Source organism: Mesorhizobium sp. Root552 (assembly GCF_001427285.1).
Taxonomy (GTDB): Bacteria; Pseudomonadota; Alphaproteobacteria; order Rhizobiales; family Rhizobiaceae; genus Mesorhizobium.
In genome coordinates this window covers 1-17,681 of record NZ_LMFV01000026.1, presented here as the reverse complement: position 1 = coordinate 17,681, position 17,681 = coordinate 1, and the positions used below count along the sequence as shown (strand labels likewise).

16 protein-coding genes and 1 pseudogene are annotated in these 17,681 nt (G+C 66.6%); 9 read left to right on the top strand and 8 right to left on the bottom strand.

The window, feature by feature from the left end; translation table 11 throughout:
• The first annotated feature begins 173 nt into the window (after positions 1–173).
• The 7 genes from ASD50_RS13020 (at position 174) to ASD50_RS12990 (ending at position 4,257) form a co-directional block, all read left to right on the top strand.
• Positions 174–740: a recombinase family protein gene (locus tag ASD50_RS13020; protein WP_056241871.1), complete on the top strand. Its 567-nt coding sequence runs from the start codon at positions 174–176 to the stop codon at positions 738–740.
• A 196-nt stretch (positions 741–936) separates the two neighbouring features.
• Positions 937–1,113 (top strand): ribbon-helix-helix protein, CopG family, encoded by a 177-nt coding sequence (locus ASD50_RS13015; protein WP_244484513.1) that lies wholly within the window; start codon positions 937–939, stop codon positions 1,111–1,113.
• Positions 1,114–1,308: 195 nt separating this feature from the next.
• Positions 1,309–2,187 (top strand): helix-turn-helix domain-containing protein, encoded by an 879-nt coding sequence (locus ASD50_RS13010; protein ID WP_056241880.1) that lies wholly within the window; start codon positions 1,309–1,311, stop codon positions 2,185–2,187.
• A gap of 244 nt (positions 2,188–2,431) precedes the next feature.
• On the top strand, positions 2,432–3,055 hold the full coding sequence (locus ASD50_RS13005; protein ID WP_056241864.1) for an AAA family ATPase: 624 nt from the start codon (positions 2,432–2,434) through the stop codon (positions 3,053–3,055).
• Between the two features lie 72 nt (positions 3,056–3,127).
• Complete coding sequence (locus tag ASD50_RS13000) at positions 3,128–3,409, top strand: ribbon-helix-helix domain-containing protein (protein WP_244484512.1); 282 nt, start codon at positions 3,128–3,130, stop codon at positions 3,407–3,409.
• A gap of 102 nt (positions 3,410–3,511) precedes the next feature.
• Complete coding sequence (locus tag ASD50_RS12995; RefSeq protein ID WP_056241854.1) at positions 3,512–3,979, top strand: hypothetical protein; 468 nt, start codon at positions 3,512–3,514, stop codon at positions 3,977–3,979.
• Positions 3,976–4,257 carry a type II toxin-antitoxin system mRNA interferase toxin, RelE/StbE family gene (locus ASD50_RS12990; RefSeq protein WP_056241851.1) on the top strand — a complete coding sequence of 94 codons (282 nt, stop codon included), beginning with the start codon at positions 3,976–3,978 and terminating at the stop codon, positions 4,255–4,257. The genes ASD50_RS12995 and ASD50_RS12990 overlap by 4 nt, the downstream gene beginning before the upstream one ends.
• Before the next feature lie 364 nt (positions 4,258–4,621).
• On the opposite strand, the pseudogene ASD50_RS12985 reads toward ASD50_RS12990, so the two are convergent.
• Positions 4,622–6,290: pseudogene (locus tag ASD50_RS12985) on the bottom strand (type IV secretory system conjugative DNA transfer family protein).
• The gene (locus ASD50_RS12980) at positions 6,287–6,568 is read right to left on the bottom strand and encodes a hypothetical protein (RefSeq protein WP_056241848.1); all 282 of its coding nucleotides are present in this window, start codon (positions 6,566–6,568) and stop codon (positions 6,287–6,289) included. The pseudogene ASD50_RS12985 and the gene ASD50_RS12980 overlap by 4 nt, the downstream one beginning before the upstream one ends.
• A gap of 255 nt (positions 6,569–6,823) precedes the next feature.
• Here ASD50_RS12980 and traA point away from each other — a divergent pair, with 255 nt between their 5' ends.
• Positions 6,824–10,654 (top strand): Ti-type conjugative transfer relaxase TraA, encoded by a 3,831-nt coding sequence (traA, locus tag ASD50_RS12975; RefSeq protein ID WP_056241845.1) that lies wholly within the window; start codon positions 6,824–6,826, stop codon positions 10,652–10,654.
• Between the two features lie 8 nt (positions 10,655–10,662).
• Positions 10,663–11,400: a DUF6118 family protein gene (locus tag ASD50_RS12970; protein WP_056241833.1), complete on the top strand. Its 738-nt coding sequence runs from the start codon at positions 10,663–10,665 to the stop codon at positions 11,398–11,400.
• 268 nt (positions 11,401–11,668) lie between these two features.
• Here the strand turns inward: ASD50_RS12970 and ASD50_RS12965 are convergent, their stop codons facing one another.
• Genes ASD50_RS12965 through ASD50_RS12940 form a run of 6 tightly spaced genes read right to left on the bottom strand, consistent with a single transcriptional unit; the run spans position 11,669 to position 17,541 of the window.
• The gene (locus ASD50_RS12965; RefSeq protein WP_056241831.1) at positions 11,669–12,130 is read right to left on the bottom strand and encodes a CoxG family protein; all 462 of its coding nucleotides are present in this window, start codon (positions 12,128–12,130) and stop codon (positions 11,669–11,671) included.
• A gap of 30 nt (positions 12,131–12,160) precedes the next feature.
• Positions 12,161–14,635, bottom strand: a complete 2,475-nt coding sequence (cofH, locus tag ASD50_RS12960) for a 5-amino-6-(D-ribitylamino)uracil--L-tyrosine 4-hydroxyphenyl transferase CofH (protein WP_056241827.1) — start codon at positions 14,633–14,635, stop codon at positions 12,161–12,163.
• A complete protein-coding gene (gene cofC, locus ASD50_RS12955; protein WP_056241824.1) occupies positions 14,632–15,309 on the bottom strand; it encodes a 2-phospho-L-lactate guanylyltransferase in 678 nt (225 codons plus the stop codon). The genes cofH and cofC overlap by 4 nt, the downstream gene beginning before the upstream one ends.
• Complete coding sequence (gene cofD / locus ASD50_RS12950; protein WP_056241821.1) at positions 15,309–16,265, bottom strand: 2-phospho-L-lactate transferase; 957 nt, start codon at positions 16,263–16,265, stop codon at positions 15,309–15,311. Before cofD ends, cofC begins: the two co-directional genes overlap by 1 nt.
• An 8-nt stretch (positions 16,266–16,273) precedes the next feature.
• Positions 16,274–17,041: a coenzyme F420-0:L-glutamate ligase gene (gene cofE, locus ASD50_RS12945; protein WP_056241820.1), complete on the bottom strand. Its 768-nt coding sequence runs from the start codon at positions 17,039–17,041 to the stop codon at positions 16,274–16,276.
• The gene (locus ASD50_RS12940) at positions 17,038–17,541 is read right to left on the bottom strand and encodes an NADPH-dependent F420 reductase (RefSeq protein ID WP_056241817.1); all 504 of its coding nucleotides are present in this window, start codon (positions 17,539–17,541) and stop codon (positions 17,038–17,040) included. The genes cofE and ASD50_RS12940 overlap by 4 nt, the downstream gene beginning before the upstream one ends.
• Between the last annotated feature and the right edge of the window lie 140 nt (positions 17,542–17,681).

Sequence of the window (17,681 nt, the reverse complement as noted above, 5' to 3'; positions counted from 1 at the left end):
CCCCTCGAACGCTTCAGGCCAATCCGGGCTAACCGCTTCAATCCAAACAACTTCAAATTCCCTTAGCGTGTATTAATGTAGAAATGCCCACGGAGCCCCCTTTTCATGTCGCATGTCATTGTCGCAAGTGGTAGAAAACTTGCGACATGATTTGCGACAGGAACCCGCCGCCCATGATGATCGGCTATGCTCGTGTGTCCACCCAGGGCCAGGACCTCGACCAGCAGCGGGCCGCCCTGGGCGCGGCCGGCTGCATCCGCATGTTCGAGGAAAAGGCATCCGGGGCGAAACGCGACCGGCCCGAGCTGGCGCGGATGCTCGACCATCTGCGCGCCGGCGACGTGGTGACGATCACCAGGCTAGACCGCCTCGCCCGATCGACCGGCGACCTTCTCAACATCGCGGAGCGGATCAAGGACGCCGGCGCTGGCCTGCGCTCCCTGGCCGAGCCGTGGGCCGACACGACGACGCCGGCCGGGCGCATGGTGCTGACCGTGTTCGCCGGCATCGCGGATTTCGAGCGGTCCTTGATCGTGGAGCGCACCAGCACCGGCCGGATCGCGGCTAAGGCGCGGGGCGTTCGGTTCGGCCCCTCCCCTATCCTGTCGGCCGAGCAGATCGCCCACGCCCGCCAGCTCATCGACCAGGACAAGAAGCCGGTGGCGGAAGTCGCCCGGCTCTTGGGTGTGCATCGCGCCACCCTCTACAGGGCGCTAGGAGTCGCACCAGGGCGACCATAGCCCCCGGCCGGCCCGCTCTCATCATCTAGGGCCGTAGGGACGGCCGGGGCGGATGATTACATGCTGACAGGTAAGCATGTTGACTGCCCTAGAAATAGTGCCTCTCTCGGCCTCTTACGCAAAGGGTTGCAGAATCGGGCGGTTTCGGGTCTTTCTAGTAACGATGAAAAGCGATTCTGACAGGATTCGGAGGGACGTGGCCGCGCACCGACAACGGTTGCGCGAGGCTGGCCGCACCTTCGTAAACACCGATCTTCCTGTTGATCTGGTCGCGCGACTTGACCGGATCAAGGAAGAACGGGGCGCGTCATCGCGCGCGCCGATCATCGAGGAAGCATTGAGGTTCTATATCGAGCAGCAGCAAGGGACATAACGGCAAAACGCCCGACCGTTGGCGCGGTCGAGCGTTTTATAGGCCGTCAGACACACTGTAGGTCAGGGGTCCGCTAACTCTCCCCTTATCTACGCTAGAGCACTCCAATCCGCAAGATTGATTCTTGCGGAAGCGGGAGCGTCGTGCCTGCCGTCCACAGTCGTCATGTCCTCCGAATGGAAGGACGGAAGGCATATGTTGAGGACGCAAATCGCGGCCGCGATCGGCTGCGCGCGCGGGAACGCGCTTGATGAAATCATGCGGGAAGTCTGGACGCGCTACAGCGCCGGCCAGCTCACCGAGGAAGACGCCGGCCAGCTCTCCACGCTCGCCCAGGAGCGCCGGGCGGCATGGCGGGGATCGGGACAGGCCGGGCTTGGCCTGGTCATGCCCCCTCCCCCCGAGCGATGCCCGACGCCGGTTCGCCGGCACAGCCATTTCCGGGGCCGATCGGAGGGCCGTATCTGGCGGCCGACGACGCGCAGGGACGTGCAGGCGATCTTGAAGGCGGCCGAAATCTACAACGAGGACGGCTTGCGCCAGAAGGGTGAGCGCAGCGGCCCGCTAGGATCGGTGGCGCTGGACGTGCTGCGGCTGTTCGTCAATCTCATCGACTTCCGCACCGGCCGGCTAGAGCCGTCAATCACCACGATCATGGATCGGCTAGGCCGGTCGCGCGATACGATCGTGCGGGCGCTGAAGAACCTGCGGGCGCATGGCTTCATCGACTGGCTGCGGCGCTACGAGCCGACCGGCAATGAGGGGCGCGGTCCCCAAGTGCAGCAGGCCAGCAACGCCTATCGCCTGTCGCTGCCGGAAAAGGCCCGGCGATTCCTTGGACGGTTCGGCAAGGCCCCGCCCCCGCCCGACGACCATGTTGCCGCCCAGGAGGCCCGCACGGCCGAGCTGGACGCCTACAAGAAGGCCCTGCCCCTCGATGAGCTGGCGCTGTCCGAGGCCGGCGATACCGCGCTAGGCCGGGCGCTGGCGGCCCTTGGGAAAGCTATCCAGAAACGTGAGTCCGATAACCAGACTGAATCCCCATCTCATCTATATCTAAAAGGCGGAACATAAGCGGTCGCCGCTGTTCGGGCTGCGAAAGCAGCCCTGCGGCGGTTCCGATCCGCTTATAGGGCGGATCGGGAAGCGGAAACCTCACCCCCTAATCCGCACCGTTCGCGCTTGCGGCCAGCGTCCTATGGGCTTTCGAGAGGGAGCAAGGGGCAAGGGCGGCACTTCTTCTTTGCTGTATTGCTGGCAATAAGGCATTTATGCAAAATTTCTTGCCGTCAATTCTCATTGCTGCTATGCCAGCAAAATGAAAACAATCGCCATTGTCAGCCAAAAGGGCGGGGCCGGGAAAACCACCCTCGCCTTGCACATCGCCACAGCCGCCGAGGCGGCCGGGCTTCCCGCCGCGATTATCGACCTCGACCCCCAGGCAAGCGCCGCCGGATGGGGCGACAGCCGCCAGGGCGAGGCTCCGGTTGTCGTGGCCCTTCCCCATACCCGCCTGCCGCAAGGTTTGCAGGCCGCAACCGATGGCGGGGCCGAACTGGTCGTGATCGACACAGCGCCGCACTCCGAAGCGGCCGCAATGGCGGCGACACGATCGGCCGACCTGGTATTGATCCCCTGCCGCGCCGGAATCCTCGATCTTCGCGCGATCGGCAGCACGGCCGAGCTGGTGAAGCTCGCCCAAAAGCCGGCCTTTGTCGTATTGAACGCCGTGCCGCCGCGCGCCACGCAGCTCCTGGCCGACGCGCGGGAGGCCGTTCAGGTTCACGGCTTGGAGGTTGCCCCCGTCGCCTTTCAGCAGCGGGCGGCTTTCGGACATGCGCTCACGGCCGGCAAAACCGCGCCAGAGTATGAGCCAGCCGGCAAAGCCAGCGAGGAAGTGTCCGAATTGCTGACCTGGCTTAGAGGCCAATTGCTGATTTGATGGCAAGCTGTATTGCCAGCAATTAGGCATAATGATATTGCTGGCAAACTGGCAGTTTGATGGGATAAAACCATGTCGAAAAGACCGAGTTTAGCCGCGAGCATGAAGGCCGTGGGCGCGCAGACCCCGCCGCCTGCCGCGCCGATCATGGAATCCGCCCCCGCGCCGGCCCCGGATCGTGCCGAGGGCAAGCGTTACCATGCCGCCACGCGGGCCGGAATGAAGCGGGTGACGGTCGTGGTCGAGCCGGAGGAACATCGCCGGGTTAAGCGGCTGTCAGCCGACACCGACCGCTCCATTGAAGACCTTATGCGCGAGGCACTTGCCGATTTGCTGGCAAAACATAATGCCTGATTGCCGGCAATCCATTATGACAGCAGCACTGTAGGGCCTTGCAATCTATTATTGTTTGCATATGCTATCAATAATAAATCGTAGGCAGAATGGAGTTGCGCAATGGCAACGGAGACAATCGACCACGGCACTCTTGCCGAGCTGGTCGAGGCTGGCGCGGTGCGGGGTGCGCATGTCGTCGGCCAGCCCGGCGGTTGGTCGCTTCGGGTGAAGTATGGCGCGGCCGAGCGGACGCTTGCGGCGCAGCGTAGCCGCCAAGCGCGGGTATTCCGGCGCATAGAAACCTTGGTTTCCTATCTCAAGGACGTTGGAATCGAGCGTTTCGACGTGGACGCGGCCGACTACGAGTCAGATGGCGGAAAGGCACATGCGCGGCCCGATCGCGCGGAAGCGATGCGCCGCACCCATGAAGCGGCCGCACATGACCGATGGTTTCGGGAACAGGTCGAGGAAGCCATCAAAGAGGCTGACGACCCGAACACCGAATGGGTGCCGCATGAGATCGTCAAACAGGACATGGCCCGGCAACGGGCTGAGCTGTTGGCGCGCATCAAGGGCGGTAATGAGTGAATATCGTCTGGCTACCGAGAGCGCGGGCTAATCGCACCCACGCCATTGACTATATTGCGAAGGATAGTCCCCGCGCGGCCCTGGACCAGCTCGGGGAGATCGAGCAGCAGAGCGACATGCTGGCGGATCACCCTGAAATCGGCCGCGTCGGTCGCCGGCGCGGCACTCGCGAGCTGGTCATCAACCGAACGCCGTTCATTCTCGTTTACCGTGTGCGGTCGAAGGCAAAGCGGATCGAGATTTTGCGCCTTCTTCACGGTGCACAGAAATATCCCTAGCCAGCAACTAATTTTGCCTAATTGCTGCCTTGCTGGCAAAGCGGCTTGCTGAAATCCGGGCAATGTCTTGCCTTGCATCCCGCCCCCGGCCGTCCCTACGGCCCTAGATGATGAGAGCGGGCCGGCCGGTGGCTGGCGCCTCGCCTGGTGCAGCCCTTTGTTCGACGCGCCGCAGGCGTGGAGAACCCCGGAGCGGAGCGAAGGGCGGGACGCCCTTCGTCCCGACAGGTTCAGGATTCCATAGGGGCGCAGGCGGCGTCAAAAGCGGCCCCCTTGGGCCGGGATCGGAGCCACGCGCAGCGGGCAAGGCCCGCGAGCATGGCGAGAACCCACCTTTTGACACCGCCGAGCACTATGGTCCCGGTTATCGCTCTATCTGGTCGAACAGGCCCCGAAACTCGCGATCGGTGTAGTATTGGAGCTTGCCGGCGAGGATCGGCCTTTGCCCGGCGAGGAACAGGATTTGGGCGTGTTGGGGCAGGGTGCGGACTTCATCGGGGGTCAGCAGCGGCCGGCCGGAATGGTGTTCGCCGTAGGATATGCCGGATTTGTCGGAATCGAGCGCCTGGCCCATCGTCTTGAACACGGCGGTTTCCTGGCCGAGCATATCGGAGACGAGGCGGGCGCTTTCGTGATCGTTGACGGCAAAGACCTGGAGAACGGCCGAGTTTGACAGGAAGGTGCCGGCGCGCGCGCGGTATGTATCGCGGAGCTGGTGGAGGTCCTGGAAGATCGGCCAGAGCTGGACGCCGTAGCCGGCCATAGCGCCCATAGCGCTCGACGGGTTCGAGGCGGCCGAGGGCGGCGCACTCATCGAGCAGATAGAGGACCGGGGCAGGGGGCAGCTCGGGCGTTCGGCTCATTGCGGTGAGGCTTTCGGTGACGAGCAGGCGCAGCCATCGGAAATAGGTTCCGAAGCGATCGAGCGGCAGGACGAAGAACACGGTCGCGTTGCGGCTCTTGAGATCGGCAAAGCGGAAATCCGAGCGGCCGAGCACGGCGGTCATGCGCGGCGAGTCGAGGAAATGGGTATGGCGCTGCGCGGCCGAGAGGACGCCGGCGGCTTCCCGGTCGGATTTGCCGAGGTGACGATTGGCGGCGCGGGCGACCAGGCCGCCGGCGGCCGTGGACGCCTGCATGGCCTTGAGCAGCGCCGCGAAGGCGTCGGGGGCGAGCGTGATGTTGTCGCGCAGCGTGGCGAGGGTGCGCCGGTCGCGCGGTTCGGTGGTGACGATATGGAGGATGACGCCGGCGATCAGCGCCTTGGCTTCGTCGTTCCAATGGGGTTCGGCGGTCGTGCCTGGATCGTCATAGACCAGGGCGTCGGCGAGGGTGGTGGCGTCCTCGGCCACATCGAGGCCGTCAGGGTCGATGGTGTCGAGCGGGTTGAAGGCGGCCGAGGGTTTGCCGGTGATGCCGAAGGGGTCGAGGACGTGGACCGGGCCGAACTTCTCGCGGGCGCGGCCGGCGATCCTGGCGTTCTCGCCCTTGGGGTCGATGCAGATCACGGAGCGGTTTGCGGTGAGCAGGTTCGGGATGATGGTTCCCACGCCCTTACCGGTGCGCGTCGGGGCCATCGTGAGCAGGTGCGCCGGGCCGTCATAGCGCAGGGGCTTCCCGGTCTTGCCGTCGCGGCCGATCAGGAGGCCGTCAGCGGTGCGGGCGAGGGGGGCCACTTCCTTGTCGGTTGCGAAGCGGGCCGAGCCGTGGGTGTCAGCGCCCATGTCCCCGAAATGCAGGATCATGGGATTGGTGAACGCCCGGAACAGGAGGACCAGGGCGATCACGCCGACCAGAATGTCGCCCAGGAGGGAAACGACCGTGCCGGGCGGATAGCCGGCATAGCCGAGCAGGTATCGCAAGCAGAATCCCAGGATCAGGACGATGATGCCCACCCCGAGGATAATCTGCATGACGTAGATGCCGCCCCGGATCGGGGCGAAGATGATTTGCACGAGCGCCCAAAACGGATCGCGCGCGGCCTGCCGCATCATGTTCTTGAACGCGGCCCATGCAAGCGTCGCCTGACTCATGAGGCCGTCCCCCCATCGGCCGGCGGCTTAATGAGATCGGCAAAGAGTTCCTTGTCCATTTCGCGGGTGAGGAAGCCGGGCAGCTCGCGGCGCAGCCAGTCGGGCAAGGAGCGCGAGATTTCATCGCGGCCATGTTCGAGGCGGTGAAGCACCAGAGCGCCGAGCAGCACCTTGCGGCGCGTGTCCCTGGCGCGTTCCTGTTTCGACAGCCTGGCCTTGAGGGTGGCGCGCTGCGCATCCAGTTCGGCCAACCGCTGTTCAATCGTCTTGCGCGCCATCGTGTCGTCTCCCTCATTTCGGTTGCGGCCGAGCTTATCATTTTCCGGCCGGGCAGGGCATCACGATCAGGCCGAACATTGAAATCTTGGGATTTTGGAGCCATAATCGTGGTCTCAATCAGATCGCACAGAGGTTGCCGCAGCGCCACACCGGAGGCATGAGAGAGCGCAGCGAGTGAATTACGAAGGGCGCACTTACGACTTACTTTGAAAGTCAGTTGCGCCGATCATGAATCGGAAAGGCGGAAACGCGCGTTGGCCATCTATCATGCAAGCATGAAGCCTGTTTCGCGGTCGAGTGGCCGCAGCGCCGTGGCGTCGGCGGCCTATCGCGCCGGCGAGCGGCTGACCAACGAGCGCGACGGCATCACGCATGATTTCAGCCGCAAGCAGGGCGTCGAACATGCGGAGATCGTCTTGCCCGAGGGCGTTTCGGCCGATTGGGCGCGGGATCGCTCGACGCTCTGGAACGCCGCCGAGTTTGCCGAGAAGCGGAAGGACGCCCGCGTTGCGCGGGAGTTCGAGGTTGCCTTGCCGCATGAGCTTTCGGCCGAGCAGCGGCTAGAGCTGACGCGGGATTTCGCGCAGGAGCTGGCCGACCGCTACGGCGCGGCGGTCGATTTCGCCATTCACCAGCCGCACGATGCGAGCGACGTTCGGAACCATCACGCGCACCTTTTGATGACGACGCGCAAGGTCGAGGCCGAGGGACTTGGCGACAAGACCTATATCGAATGGAAGAACGTGCGGCTGCTAGGCGAGGGGTTGCCGACCACGCAAATGCAGCTCCGCGACATTCGCCAGTCGTGGGAGACGATCGCCAACGAGCACCTGGCGCGGGCCGGGCTGGATATTCGGATCGACCATCGCTCGCATATGGAGCGCGGCCTTGAGATCGCGCCGACCGAGCATATGGGCGTCCATGCCACGCAGATGCAGCGCAAGGGCATGGAGGTTGACCGGGCGCGGCTGGACGAGGATGCGGCCCGGCGCAATGCCGAGCTGATCCGCGAGAAGCCCGAGCAGGTTCTTACCCTCATCACCGGGGAAAAGAGCGTGTTCGATCGGCACGATGTTGCGCGGGCGCTGCATCGCTATATCAACGACGATGTTCAGGAGTTCCGGGACGCCTTTGCGAAGGTGATGGCCTCGCCGGCGCTGGTCGAGCTTCAGCCCGAGCGGGCGGACCCGGCAACGGGGGAGATCGAGCTTGCCCGGTTTTCGACGCGGGAAATGGTCGAGGTCGAATCCGGCATGGTCGAGAGCGCGCAGCGGATGCACCAGGCGCGCAATCATGGCGTCGATCGCCGGCACGTCGAGCGGGCCATAGAGCGTCAGGACGCCGCTATTCAGCGCAGCGCCGGGGGAACGTCCCCTGCGAGCGATGCTTCCGCCCGGCTTTCGGACGAGCAGCGGGCAGCGATCGAGCATGTCACCGGCCGAGAGCGCATTGCGGCCGTTGTCGGTTTCGCCGGCGCTGGCAAATCCACCATGCTCGCCGCCGCGCGCGAGGCGTGGGAAGCCGAGGGCTATCAGGTCCACGGCGCGGCGTTGTCGGGGAAGGCGGCCGAGGGCCTGGAGGAAAGTTCCGGCATCCAGAGCCGCACCCTCGCGTCATGGTCCCGCAGTTGGGACAACCCACATAGTGGGGACCGCTATGCACTCGGCCGCGGCGACGTGTTCGTGATCGACGAGGCGGGCATGGTCGGGAGCCGGCAGCTCGCCCGCTTCGTTGGCGAGGCCGAGGCGCGCGGGGCGAAGATCGTCCTTGTAGGCGACCATGAGCAGTTGCAGGCGATCGGGGCCGGCGCACCGTTCCGCGCCATTGCCGAGCAGATCGGCCATGCCGAGCTTTCCGAGATTCGCCGGCAACGCGTGGACTGGCAGCGGGAGGCGTCGGTTGACTTCGCCACGCACCGGACGGCCGAGGGGCTGGCGGCTTATCGAGAGCATGGCGACATTCGATTCAGCGAGACGGGGGAGGGCGCGCGCGGCGAGATCGTGCGCGATTACCTTGCCGATCGCGACGAGCGGCCGGACGGGACGCGGGTTGCGATGGCGCATCGCCGGGCCGATGTGCGCGCCATCAATGACGCGATCCGGGCCGAGCTACAGGACCGGGGCGAGCTGGCGCGGGTCAACGTGACCGGCGACATAGCCGAGGACGGGCCAGGATCGGGCGACGTCGCCCGCGACGTTGACCAGGCGCAGGAAGGGCCTGGCCGAGCGCTCACCTTCCAGACCAATGCTGGCAAGCGCGACTTTGCGACGGGCGACCGCATCGTGTTCTTGGAGAACAGCCGCGACCTTGGCGTGAAAAACGGGATGCTCGCGACGGTCGATCACGTCGAGCCAGGCCGACCGGGTGCCGGCCCCATCATCATCGCCACGCTGGACGGCCGAGGCGATCGCGTTTCCGTGCCGATGGACTCCTATCAGGCGATCGACCACGGCTATGCGACGACGATTCACAAGAATCAGGGCGCGACCGTCGATCGGAGCTTTGTCCTCGCGTCGGGGACGATGGACCGGCATCTAACCTATGTCGCCATGACCCGGCATCGCGATCGCGCGCAGCTCTATGCCGCCCAGGACGAGTTCAGCGACCGTCACGCCGGCCAAACGTTGGCTTCGGGCCGCCTGGTCGAGCATGGGGCCGCGCCCTATGAGCACCAGGCCGGCAAGAGCGATAGCTATTTCGTGACGCTGGAAAACGATCGCGGCCAGAAACATACGATTTGGGGCGTGGACCTTGAGCGCGCCATGAAGGAGGCCGCGCCCGAGATCGGGGACAAGATCGGCCTTGAGCATCGCGGATCGGAGCCGGTTCGCCTTCCAGACGGCACCACGGCCGAGCGCCATGCGTGGAAGGTGCGGGACGCCGGTGAGCTGGCCTATAGCCAGCTTGAAAGCCGCCTGTCGCGTTCGGGCGTGAAGGAAACCACGCTGGATTACACCCGCGACTTTGCCGAGCGGCGCGGGATCGCGGAAACTTTGGGCGTCCGCAGCGAGATCGAGATTCCGGCCGAGCGTGAGCGCGAAAGCCTGTCGTTGTCAGGACGATCGGTCCCGGCCTCTAGGGGTATCGGAGGGGTGGGGGAAGGTCGGGACCAGGCTCGCGAAGTTGCGAGCGCAGACAGATTGCGTTCGCCGGTTGAGAAAAACAAGGGTGCGGATCTCGCGCAGGATCTTCGTGCAGATCCGCGCGAGGATCTCGCCGGCGATCGGGGCGACGATCGGCAGCAGCGCCGCAGCCGGTTCGAGGGCCTGAAACTGTCGCGGGGCGCGTCGGCCGAGCGGCCGCCCGTGCAGGACCGCGACGAGCTGGCCCAGGAACGGCCGCAGGACCGCCCGGAGAGGGCCGAGACGCGCCGGCGCGGTATGTTCGACGGGTTGCAGCTCAATGCCCGTCCTGGCTCTTCCCAGGACCGTGCAGAGGTATCGAGGCCGGAAAGGGAGGGGAGCTTGCGGCAGGCGCCTGCGCAGGATCGGCCCGAACCTGACAGATTGGCCGAGCGGATGCGGGCGCAGTCGCCGCTTGAGCAGGCCGTTGACCGCTACGCGCGGGCCTATGAATCCGCCCATAATCACCGGCGCGAGGGCCTGCCGATACTCGAAGCGCAGAAACAGGAGTTGAGCCTTGCGGGGCAGCAGCTCGACCAGGCGCGGCCGGGCGCGCGCGAGCTGATGCGTTCGGCGCTGCGCTACGACCCCGACATGAGCCGCAGCATGACCGAGCTTTCCGGCCGGGAGCGCGTCGGCCAGGTCATTGAGCGTCTGGACAACGAGCGCGACTGCCAAGCCGACCCGAATGTGAGGGCCGACCGCTTCGTTGAACGCTGGCAGGAATTGCAGGGGCAGCGCGAGCAGCTTCGCGGCTGGCAGCACGACGCGGCGCGCGGCAAGGTCGAAAACCAGATGCAGGGCCTTGCCAAGAGCCTTGAACGCGACCCGCAGGTTGAATCCCTCCTGCGCAATCGCCGGCAGGAAATCGGGATCGGCCAGCACATGCGCCAGAGCGAGGGGGTTTCGCGCGAGCTGGAACAGAGCCTTACGCGCGGGCGCAGCATCGGGCTTGAACGGTAGGAGGTGGCATGACGGACGACGACAGGGAAGGATTTGAGCCGGAAGCCGCGCTTGACGACGCCGGCGACCCGGCCGCCGCGTTCGAGGCGTTGCGGCGCACGATCGAGAAGCAGGGCGGCCAGATCGGGGCGGAAATGACCGTGATCCGGCGCGGCGTGGAAGCGGCGTTCGATCAGTTCGAGAAGTTCCAGCAGCCGCCCGATTACGGGGCCGATCTTGGTAAGATCATCCAGTTCCTCGCCATTGTCGAGGAACGGCTTGCCGCCGTCGAGCAATCGCCCATCCTGCGCAACGGCCCGGAGCATTACGCCCGCGCACTCGAGCGTAGCGGCGAGGGCCTGGTGAGGACCGCCGCGCTCGAGCTCGAGGGGAAAGGCCGCGACCTCGAGCGCGAGGCGCAGAACCTCGCCATCTACACAAAAAGCGCCTATGACCGGCGCTCACAGGATTTGCGCATGTGGATCGCTGGCGCGATCGGGCTGCTCGCCGGTGTGCTGCTGGTCCTGCTGTTGCCGCGCATCCTGCCGTTCGCGGCCGACAGTCATGTTGCGGCGATCGTCATGGGTGAGGACCGATGGAACGCCGGCGTCACCATGATGCAGACGGCGGACCCCGGCGGCTGGCGCGGCGTGGTCGATGCCTGGCAGCTCGCCCGCGACAATGCCGAGGCAATTGGCCGATGCGCCGAAGCGGCGCGCGCCAATGGTAAAGATCAGCAATGTACTATCAGTATTAAAAATAAATAATAAAAGTATTATGTATTTAAAATTAAAATATATTTTATATATTGCTGTCTATATTCAATCCAACTTTCAACTACTTCAAAGCGGCGGGGTGCTTTGCATAAGTGTCCGTTCCAAAAAGGAGTGAGTGATTTCAGTTGGTTATGATTCTGTCGGATTGACGAGATTCGACGGAGATCATGATGGCCTGGACCGAAATCACTCACTCCTTTTTGGAATGGACACTAGCTAAATAACGCCCGATGCTCTAGAATCCTCCAGTTTTCGATGTTCAGTTTGCCGCCGACTGGAAGCGTTGCGCGAGGTTCTGGAAGAACTGGTCGGACAGCTTCTGCACCACGCCGGCGACCAGACGCGAGCCCAGTTGCGCGATCTTGCCGCCGATGACGACATCGCCTTCATACTGAAGGACGGACGTGCCCGGTTCCGCACCGTCGCTCAACGTGATGCGCGCGTCGCCCTTCGCGAAACCGGCGATGCCGCCTTCGCCTGCGCCGCCGAGCACGACCGAGTTCGGCTCATCCATCTCGGAGAGCACCACCTGACCCTTGAAGGTCGCCTTGATCGGGCCGATCTTGGTGGTGATGGCGGCACGGTAATGCGTCGTGTCCTGCGTTTCCAGCTCGCTGCATCCGGGAATGCATTCCCGCAGCACAGCCGGTTGCAGCATCGTGTCCCAGACCGTCTGGCGCGGCGCCGGCAGCTCGTAACGTCCCTCGATTTTCAGACCCATTTTTTCGCGCTCCTCTATCGATATCCAAGGTCAGGTCGGTTCAAGCCGGCGCTCGGCCCGGGGCAACTCGGCCAAAGCCTTGCGCCCGCCGATACGGGCGTATTTCGAAGCTGGCGACTGCACCTTCTCGGCCAGAGGCGCGGCCTGCCGGGCGCGGTTCTGCTGCGCCTGCGCTGGCGTGCCGTACAAGGTGGTGCGCTGCTGCGGGATGCGGCCGGCGACGCGGATGGTCTCCTCCATGCGGTGCGGCGGAAACTCCTGGCCGTGCACGGTGCCGGCCGCACGGCTGATCGACTCGTCCATCAGCACGCCGCCGAGATCGTTGGCGCCGGCATTGAGCGCGGCGACGGCGCCCTCGTGCCCCATCTTCACCCACGAGACCTGGATGTTGGTGATCACCGGATCGAGCACCAGACGCGACACGGCATGCATGGCGATCGCCTCGCGCAGGCTCGGCCCCTGCCGCGCGCCGCCGCGCAGGTAGACCGGCGCCTCCATGTGGACGAAGGGTAGCGGCACGAACTCGGTGAAGCCGCCGGTGCGCTCCTGCAGGGCACGGATGAGCAGCAGATGATGCGCCCAATGCTCGTAGCGTTCGATATGGCCGAACATGATGGTGGCCGTCGTGCGCAGGCCCAGCCCATGCGCGGTCTCGACGACCTCCAGCCATTGCGACGTGGTCAGCTTGCCGGCGCAAAGCCGCTCACGCACCTCGTCATGCAGGATTTCAGCCGCAGTCCCGGGCAGCGAGCCGAGGCCCGCCTCTTTCAGCCGCAAGAGGAAATCACGCACCGAAAGGCCGAGGCTGGTCGCACCGTGGTGCACCTCGAGCGGCGAGAACGCATGGACATGAATCTCGGGCACGGCCTGCTTGGCGATGCGGCAGATCTCCAGATAGGTGTTGCCGGTATAATCGGGATGGATGCCGCCCTGCATGCAGACCTCGACGCCGCCGCGTTCCCAGGCTTCCTGAACGCGGCGCGCGATCTCGGCCGGCTCGAGATCATAGGGCCGGCCCCGCAGATGCTCAGCCATCCGCCCCTTTGAGAAAGCGCAGAAGGTGCATGCGTAGGTGCAGACATTGGTATAGTTGATGTTGCGGGTCACCACATAGCGCACCGTGTCGCCGACGCGCTCGCGCCGCAGATGATCCGCCGCCTGCGCCACGGTTTCGGCCATGGCGCCGCGCGCCTCGAACAGGTCGACGATCTGAGCCCCGCCGAGCGGCCGACCTGCGATCGCGGCATCGATCGCCGCGACGGCCGGAGAAGAGGAAGCGATCGCGGGCGCCGACACCGGGAAGTCGTGGCCGCTTTCCTCCTTGCCGACGCGCCACGGGCTTTCATGGGCGAGGCCGCCCGTATCCTGCCGCCGCAGGACGGCCTGAAGGGGCGCCGGCGCCAACCAGTCCGACGCTTTCTCCAGCAGGGCGGAATAGATGGCGAGCCGCGGCACCAGCGTCTTGCCGGCGCGGGCGGTCTCCTCGGCGAGCCGTTCGAGCTCGGGCCACGGCGCTTCGGGGTTCACGTGGTCGGGTGTTACCGGCGACACCCCGCCCCAGTCGTTGATGCCGGCGTCGATCAGCGGTGCAAGGCCGTCGGCGCGCAGATTGGGCGGCGACTGGATCGCCATCACCGGGCCGAAAACGAGCCGCGCGACCGCGATCGTCCAGAGCTGGTCGTCGAGGTCGGGCTCGGCGGCGTTCGCCATCTTCGTGCCGGGCTTGGCGCGGAAGTTCTGGACGATGATCTCCTGGATGTGGCCGTGGCGCTCGTGCAGCGCACGCAGCGCCAGCAGCGCGTCGATGCGCTCGGCACGGGTCTCGCCGATGCCGATCAGGATGCCCGAGGTGAACGGCACGCGCGCGCGCCCCGCCGCGTCGATCGTCTCCAGGCGCACCGCCGGGTGCTTGTCGGGCGACCCGAAATGCGGCCCGCCGCGCGCGCTCAGCCGTTCCGAGGCCGTTTCCAGCATGATGCCCTGCGACACCGAAACCTCGCGCAGCGAGCGGATCTCGTCTTCCGACATCACCCCGGCATTGATGTGCGGCAGCAATCCGGTCTCGCGCAGCACCCGCTCCGCCATCTGGCGCAGGTAGCCGACCGTCGTCTCGTGGCCCAGCGCGCGCAATTCCTCGCGGGCGAGCGCATAGCGCAGCTCCGGCTTGTCGCCGAGCGTGAACAGCGCCTCGTCGCAGCCCGCCGCCACGCCGCGGCGGGCGATGTCCAGGACCTCGTCGGGGCGCAGATAGGCGGCCCTGCAATGGCGCGGCGCCTTGGCGAAGGTGCAGTAGTGGCAGACGTCGCGGCACAGCTGGGTCAGCGGGATGAACACCTTGCGCGACACCGAGACGCGGTCGCCATGGGCATGGTCGCGTAGCGCGCCGGCCGCGCCGGTCAATGCCTGGAGGTCGCGGCAATCGGCCAGCATGCGCAGCTCCGCATCGTCCAGCCGGCCACCCTCCAGCAGCCGCCGCGTCCATTGGCTGAGGGAAAGCTCGATCATGCTGTCATCTCCTGCAAGGGGCGGCCCGGCCGCGCGGCGGGGCGCTGAAGGGCGAGGACGGCGCGGGTCCTGGGCCCTGCCCTGCCGAGCCTCGCCCCGACGGCCAGCCGCAGATCGTCGGGCGTGTCGATGTCGAAGGCGAGCGACGGCAGGACCATCGCCTGCGTGTCGTCCTGGCTCATGTGGGCGGCGAAGCTGTCCGCGCCGAAGCGGAAGCCGGGCTCATGTCCCACGGCGAACGCCAGCCCGTTGGTCCCGCGCCGCCAGCGATCCGGGATCACCACCCGCTTGCCCGTCCCTGCCGCCGCGCCGATCGCGGCGTCGACGTCCTCGGCGCGGATGAGCGGCAGGTCGCCCGGCAGGACGAGGATCAGGTCGGCATTGCCGGCGGCCAGCCGCGCGCAGCCGTCGGCGACGGCCTCGTTCAGCCCGCACAGGTGCGAGGGCTGCGGCAGGAACGCGGCGCCGTGCCGCAGCGCCAGCGCCGCCGTTTCCGGGGCGGGGCCGTAGAGCGCGATCGCCGACACGCGACGCGCGCGCTGCAGCTCGCCGATCATGTCCTCCAGCATCGCGCCCTGCAGCAGCGCCCGCTGCTCGCCGGCAAGCACCGGCGACAGGCGGCTCTTGGCCGCGGCGGGCGACTTGACCGGGACGAGCACCGAAACGATCCGCATCAGCGCCGCTCCGCCCGGGCCGCGGCGAGTGCCGCGCGCGCCACCGCGATGCGGTCGTCGAGGCTGTGCATGACGATCGGCGCGGCGACGATCTTCGGGCCGGACACGGCCTCGTGCCGGTCCGCCTCGTCGACGATCAGCACGTCGAGGAGGCCGTCATAGGCGTCGGCGATGTTCTGGAGGCTGGGCTCCATGCCGAGCTCGACCATCATCTTGGCAAGCGGCCCCTTGATCGCCTGCGCGCCGACCAGCGGCGCGACGGCCACCACCGGCGCGGGGCTGGCCGCCAGCGCCTCGCGCAGGCCCGGCACCGCCAGTATCGGAAGGATCGACAGCCACGGGTTCGACGGGCAGATGACGATGGCGGCGAGCTCCGGGTCGGCCAGCGCCCTTGCCGTCTCGGGACTGAGCGCGGCGTCGGCGGCGCCCTGGTAGCGCAGGCCGCGCACGGCGGGCTGCCAGCGGCGGCGCACGAAATAGTGCTGGAACGCGAGGTCACCCTCGTCGGTCTCGACGATGGTGGGGATGGGATCGTCGGTGGCCGGCTGGACGGCGCAGCCGACGCCCAGCGCCCGGGCGATCATCGCGGTCGCCTCGCTCAGCCGCCGGCCCTGCGCCAGCCACTGCGTGCGCACCGCCTTGGTGGCGAGATCGGTGTCGCCGAGGCCGAACCAGTCCTCGCCGCCGAGCTCGCGCACGGCGTCCATGAAGCGCCAGCTTTCCTCGCCGCGTCCCCATCCGGTCTGGGTGTTGGCGCGGCCGGCGAGCGCGTAGGTGACCGTATCGATGTCCGGGCTGACGGCGAGGCCGAAATGCCGGAAGTCGTCGCCGGTGTTGACGACCAGCGTCAGCGCCTCGGGCGGCATCGCGCGGTAGAGGCCGAGCGCCAGCTTGGCCCCGCCGATGCCGCCGCAAAGGGCCAGGACGCGTCCGCTCGGAAAATGGGGCTCGGGCATCGGAACGGCTACCTGAACAGGTTCATCTTCGCATCGCGTAGCACATCGGCGGCGCCCTGGCCGCTGTCTTCCCAGGCCAGCCCCCTGACGATGGCGGCCGGGCACCCCTCGGCGGCCTCGCCCATCACCAGCACGGCCGCCGCCGCGACGCTGTCGGCGAAGGCCACCTCCGTCATCTGCAGCACGCGGCCGAACAGGTCCGTCTCGCCGCGCTTGTCGACGAGCGCGGCGGGGCCGGCCACCCCGATCGCCACGCCCGTCGTGCCCAGCCGCCACGGCCTGCCGAAACTGTCGGAGACGATGACGCCGATGCGGCTTTCCGGCGACGGCGACAGCGCCGCCCGCAGCGCCCTCGCCGAAGCGTCGGGGTCTTCCGGCAGCAGCAGCACGGTCTCGTCCCCCTCCGGCCCGGCGCAGACGTTGGAATGGTCTATACCGGCATTCGCCATGATGTGGCCGAGGCGATGCTCGGCGATCAGCACGTTGGGCGCGGTGCGCACCACGGCGCGGCTCTCGCTCAGCACCGCTTCGACATGGCGCGGGTCCTTGCCGGTCTGCCCGGCCAGTTCATGAGCGCGCGCCGAGGGGGTGAAGTTTGCGAGCCGCCGCAGCCGCCCCTCGGCCTTCGAGACGATCTTCTGCGCGACGACGAGGATGTCGCCGTCGCGAAGCACCATGCCCTGCCGGTCCAGCGCCGCCCGGATCTCGGCCGCAAGGTCGCAGCCGGGTCCGATGGCCGGCATGCCGGTCAGCGGGATGATGCTGACGGAGGTCATGCCCGCGCCTTCTCCGCAGAGATGCCGGTCACCACGATGCCGGCTCCTTCCGCTACGCCGTAGCGCTTGTTGATGCCGATCAGAACCGAGGTCATCGCCTCGCCGGCGACCGAGTTGGCCAAGGGGCCACCGTGTACGCCGCGCAGTCCGATCCGATCGGCGAGCCGGGCGATCGCGTCGCGTGCCTCGGTGTCGTCCGAAAACAGGAGGACGTCACCCGCCACCTTTTCGCCCGCACGCAGCTTTTGCGCCGAAACGCTGTGAAAGCCCGTGACGAGGCGGGCATCGCCACCCAGGATAGCGGCGGCGCGGTTTGCCGCGCTGCCCTCGGGCGGCAACTGCACGCGGGCGACACGCGGCGGCACCAGCGGCACGGTGGTGTCGAGCACGATCTTGCCGGCGACGGCGCCGGCAATGCTCTGCAACGTCGAGACCTGGCTGGCGAAGGGCACCGTGACCGCCACGATATCGCCCTTCGTCGCGCATGCCAGATTGTCCATCCCCTCGACCGTGGCGCCGGTGGCGGCCGAAATCTCGGCCGCTGCCGCTGCGGCTCGCGCCGCGTCGCGACCGTCATGAGTGCGGGGATAACCACGCTCGCACCGTGGTCGCCGCCCATGGCATCGATAGAAATTGTGAT

What these genes read in the sequence shown, in the direction of transcription:
- ASD50_RS12970 (WP_056241833.1), top strand. Translation starts at nt 10,663, where the DNA reads ATGACGGACGACGACAGGGAAGGATTTGAGCCGGAAGCCGCGCTTGAC.
- ASD50_RS12980 (WP_056241848.1), bottom strand. Translation starts at nt 6,568, where the DNA reads ATGGCGCGCAAGACGATTGAACAGCGGTTGGCCGAACTGGATGCGCAG.
- ASD50_RS13020 (WP_056241871.1), top strand. Translation starts at nt 174, where the DNA reads ATGATGATCGGCTATGCTCGTGTGTCCACCCAGGGCCAGGACCTCGAC.
- ASD50_RS12940 (WP_056241817.1), bottom strand. Translation starts at nt 17,541, where the DNA reads ATGGACAATCTGGCATGCGCGACGAAGGGCGATATCGTGGCGGTCACG.
- cofC (WP_056241824.1), bottom strand. Translation starts at nt 15,309, where the DNA reads ATGCGGATCGTTTCGGTGCTCGTCCCGGTCAAGTCGCCCGCCGCGGCC.
- ASD50_RS12995 (WP_056241854.1), top strand. Translation starts at nt 3,512, where the DNA reads ATGGCAACGGAGACAATCGACCACGGCACTCTTGCCGAGCTGGTCGAG.
- cofD (WP_056241821.1), bottom strand. Translation starts at nt 16,265, where the DNA reads ATGCCCGAGCCCCATTTTCCGAGCGGACGCGTCCTGGCCCTTTGCGGC.
- cofH (WP_056241827.1), bottom strand. Translation starts at nt 14,635, where the DNA reads ATGATCGAGCTTTCCCTCAGCCAATGGACGCGGCGGCTGCTGGAGGGT.
- ASD50_RS12965 (WP_056241831.1), bottom strand. Translation starts at nt 12,130, where the DNA reads ATGGGTCTGAAAATCGAGGGACGTTACGAGCTGCCGGCGCCGCGCCAG.
- ASD50_RS13000 (WP_244484512.1), top strand. Translation starts at nt 3,128, where the DNA reads ATGTCGAAAAGACCGAGTTTAGCCGCGAGCATGAAGGCCGTGGGCGCG.
- ASD50_RS13005 (WP_056241864.1), top strand. Translation starts at nt 2,432, where the DNA reads ATGAAAACAATCGCCATTGTCAGCCAAAAGGGCGGGGCCGGGAAAACC.
- ASD50_RS13010 (WP_056241880.1), top strand. Translation starts at nt 1,309, where the DNA reads ATGTTGAGGACGCAAATCGCGGCCGCGATCGGCTGCGCGCGCGGGAAC.
- cofE (WP_056241820.1), bottom strand. Translation starts at nt 17,041, where the DNA reads ATGACCTCCGTCAGCATCATCCCGCTGACCGGCATGCCGGCCATCGGA.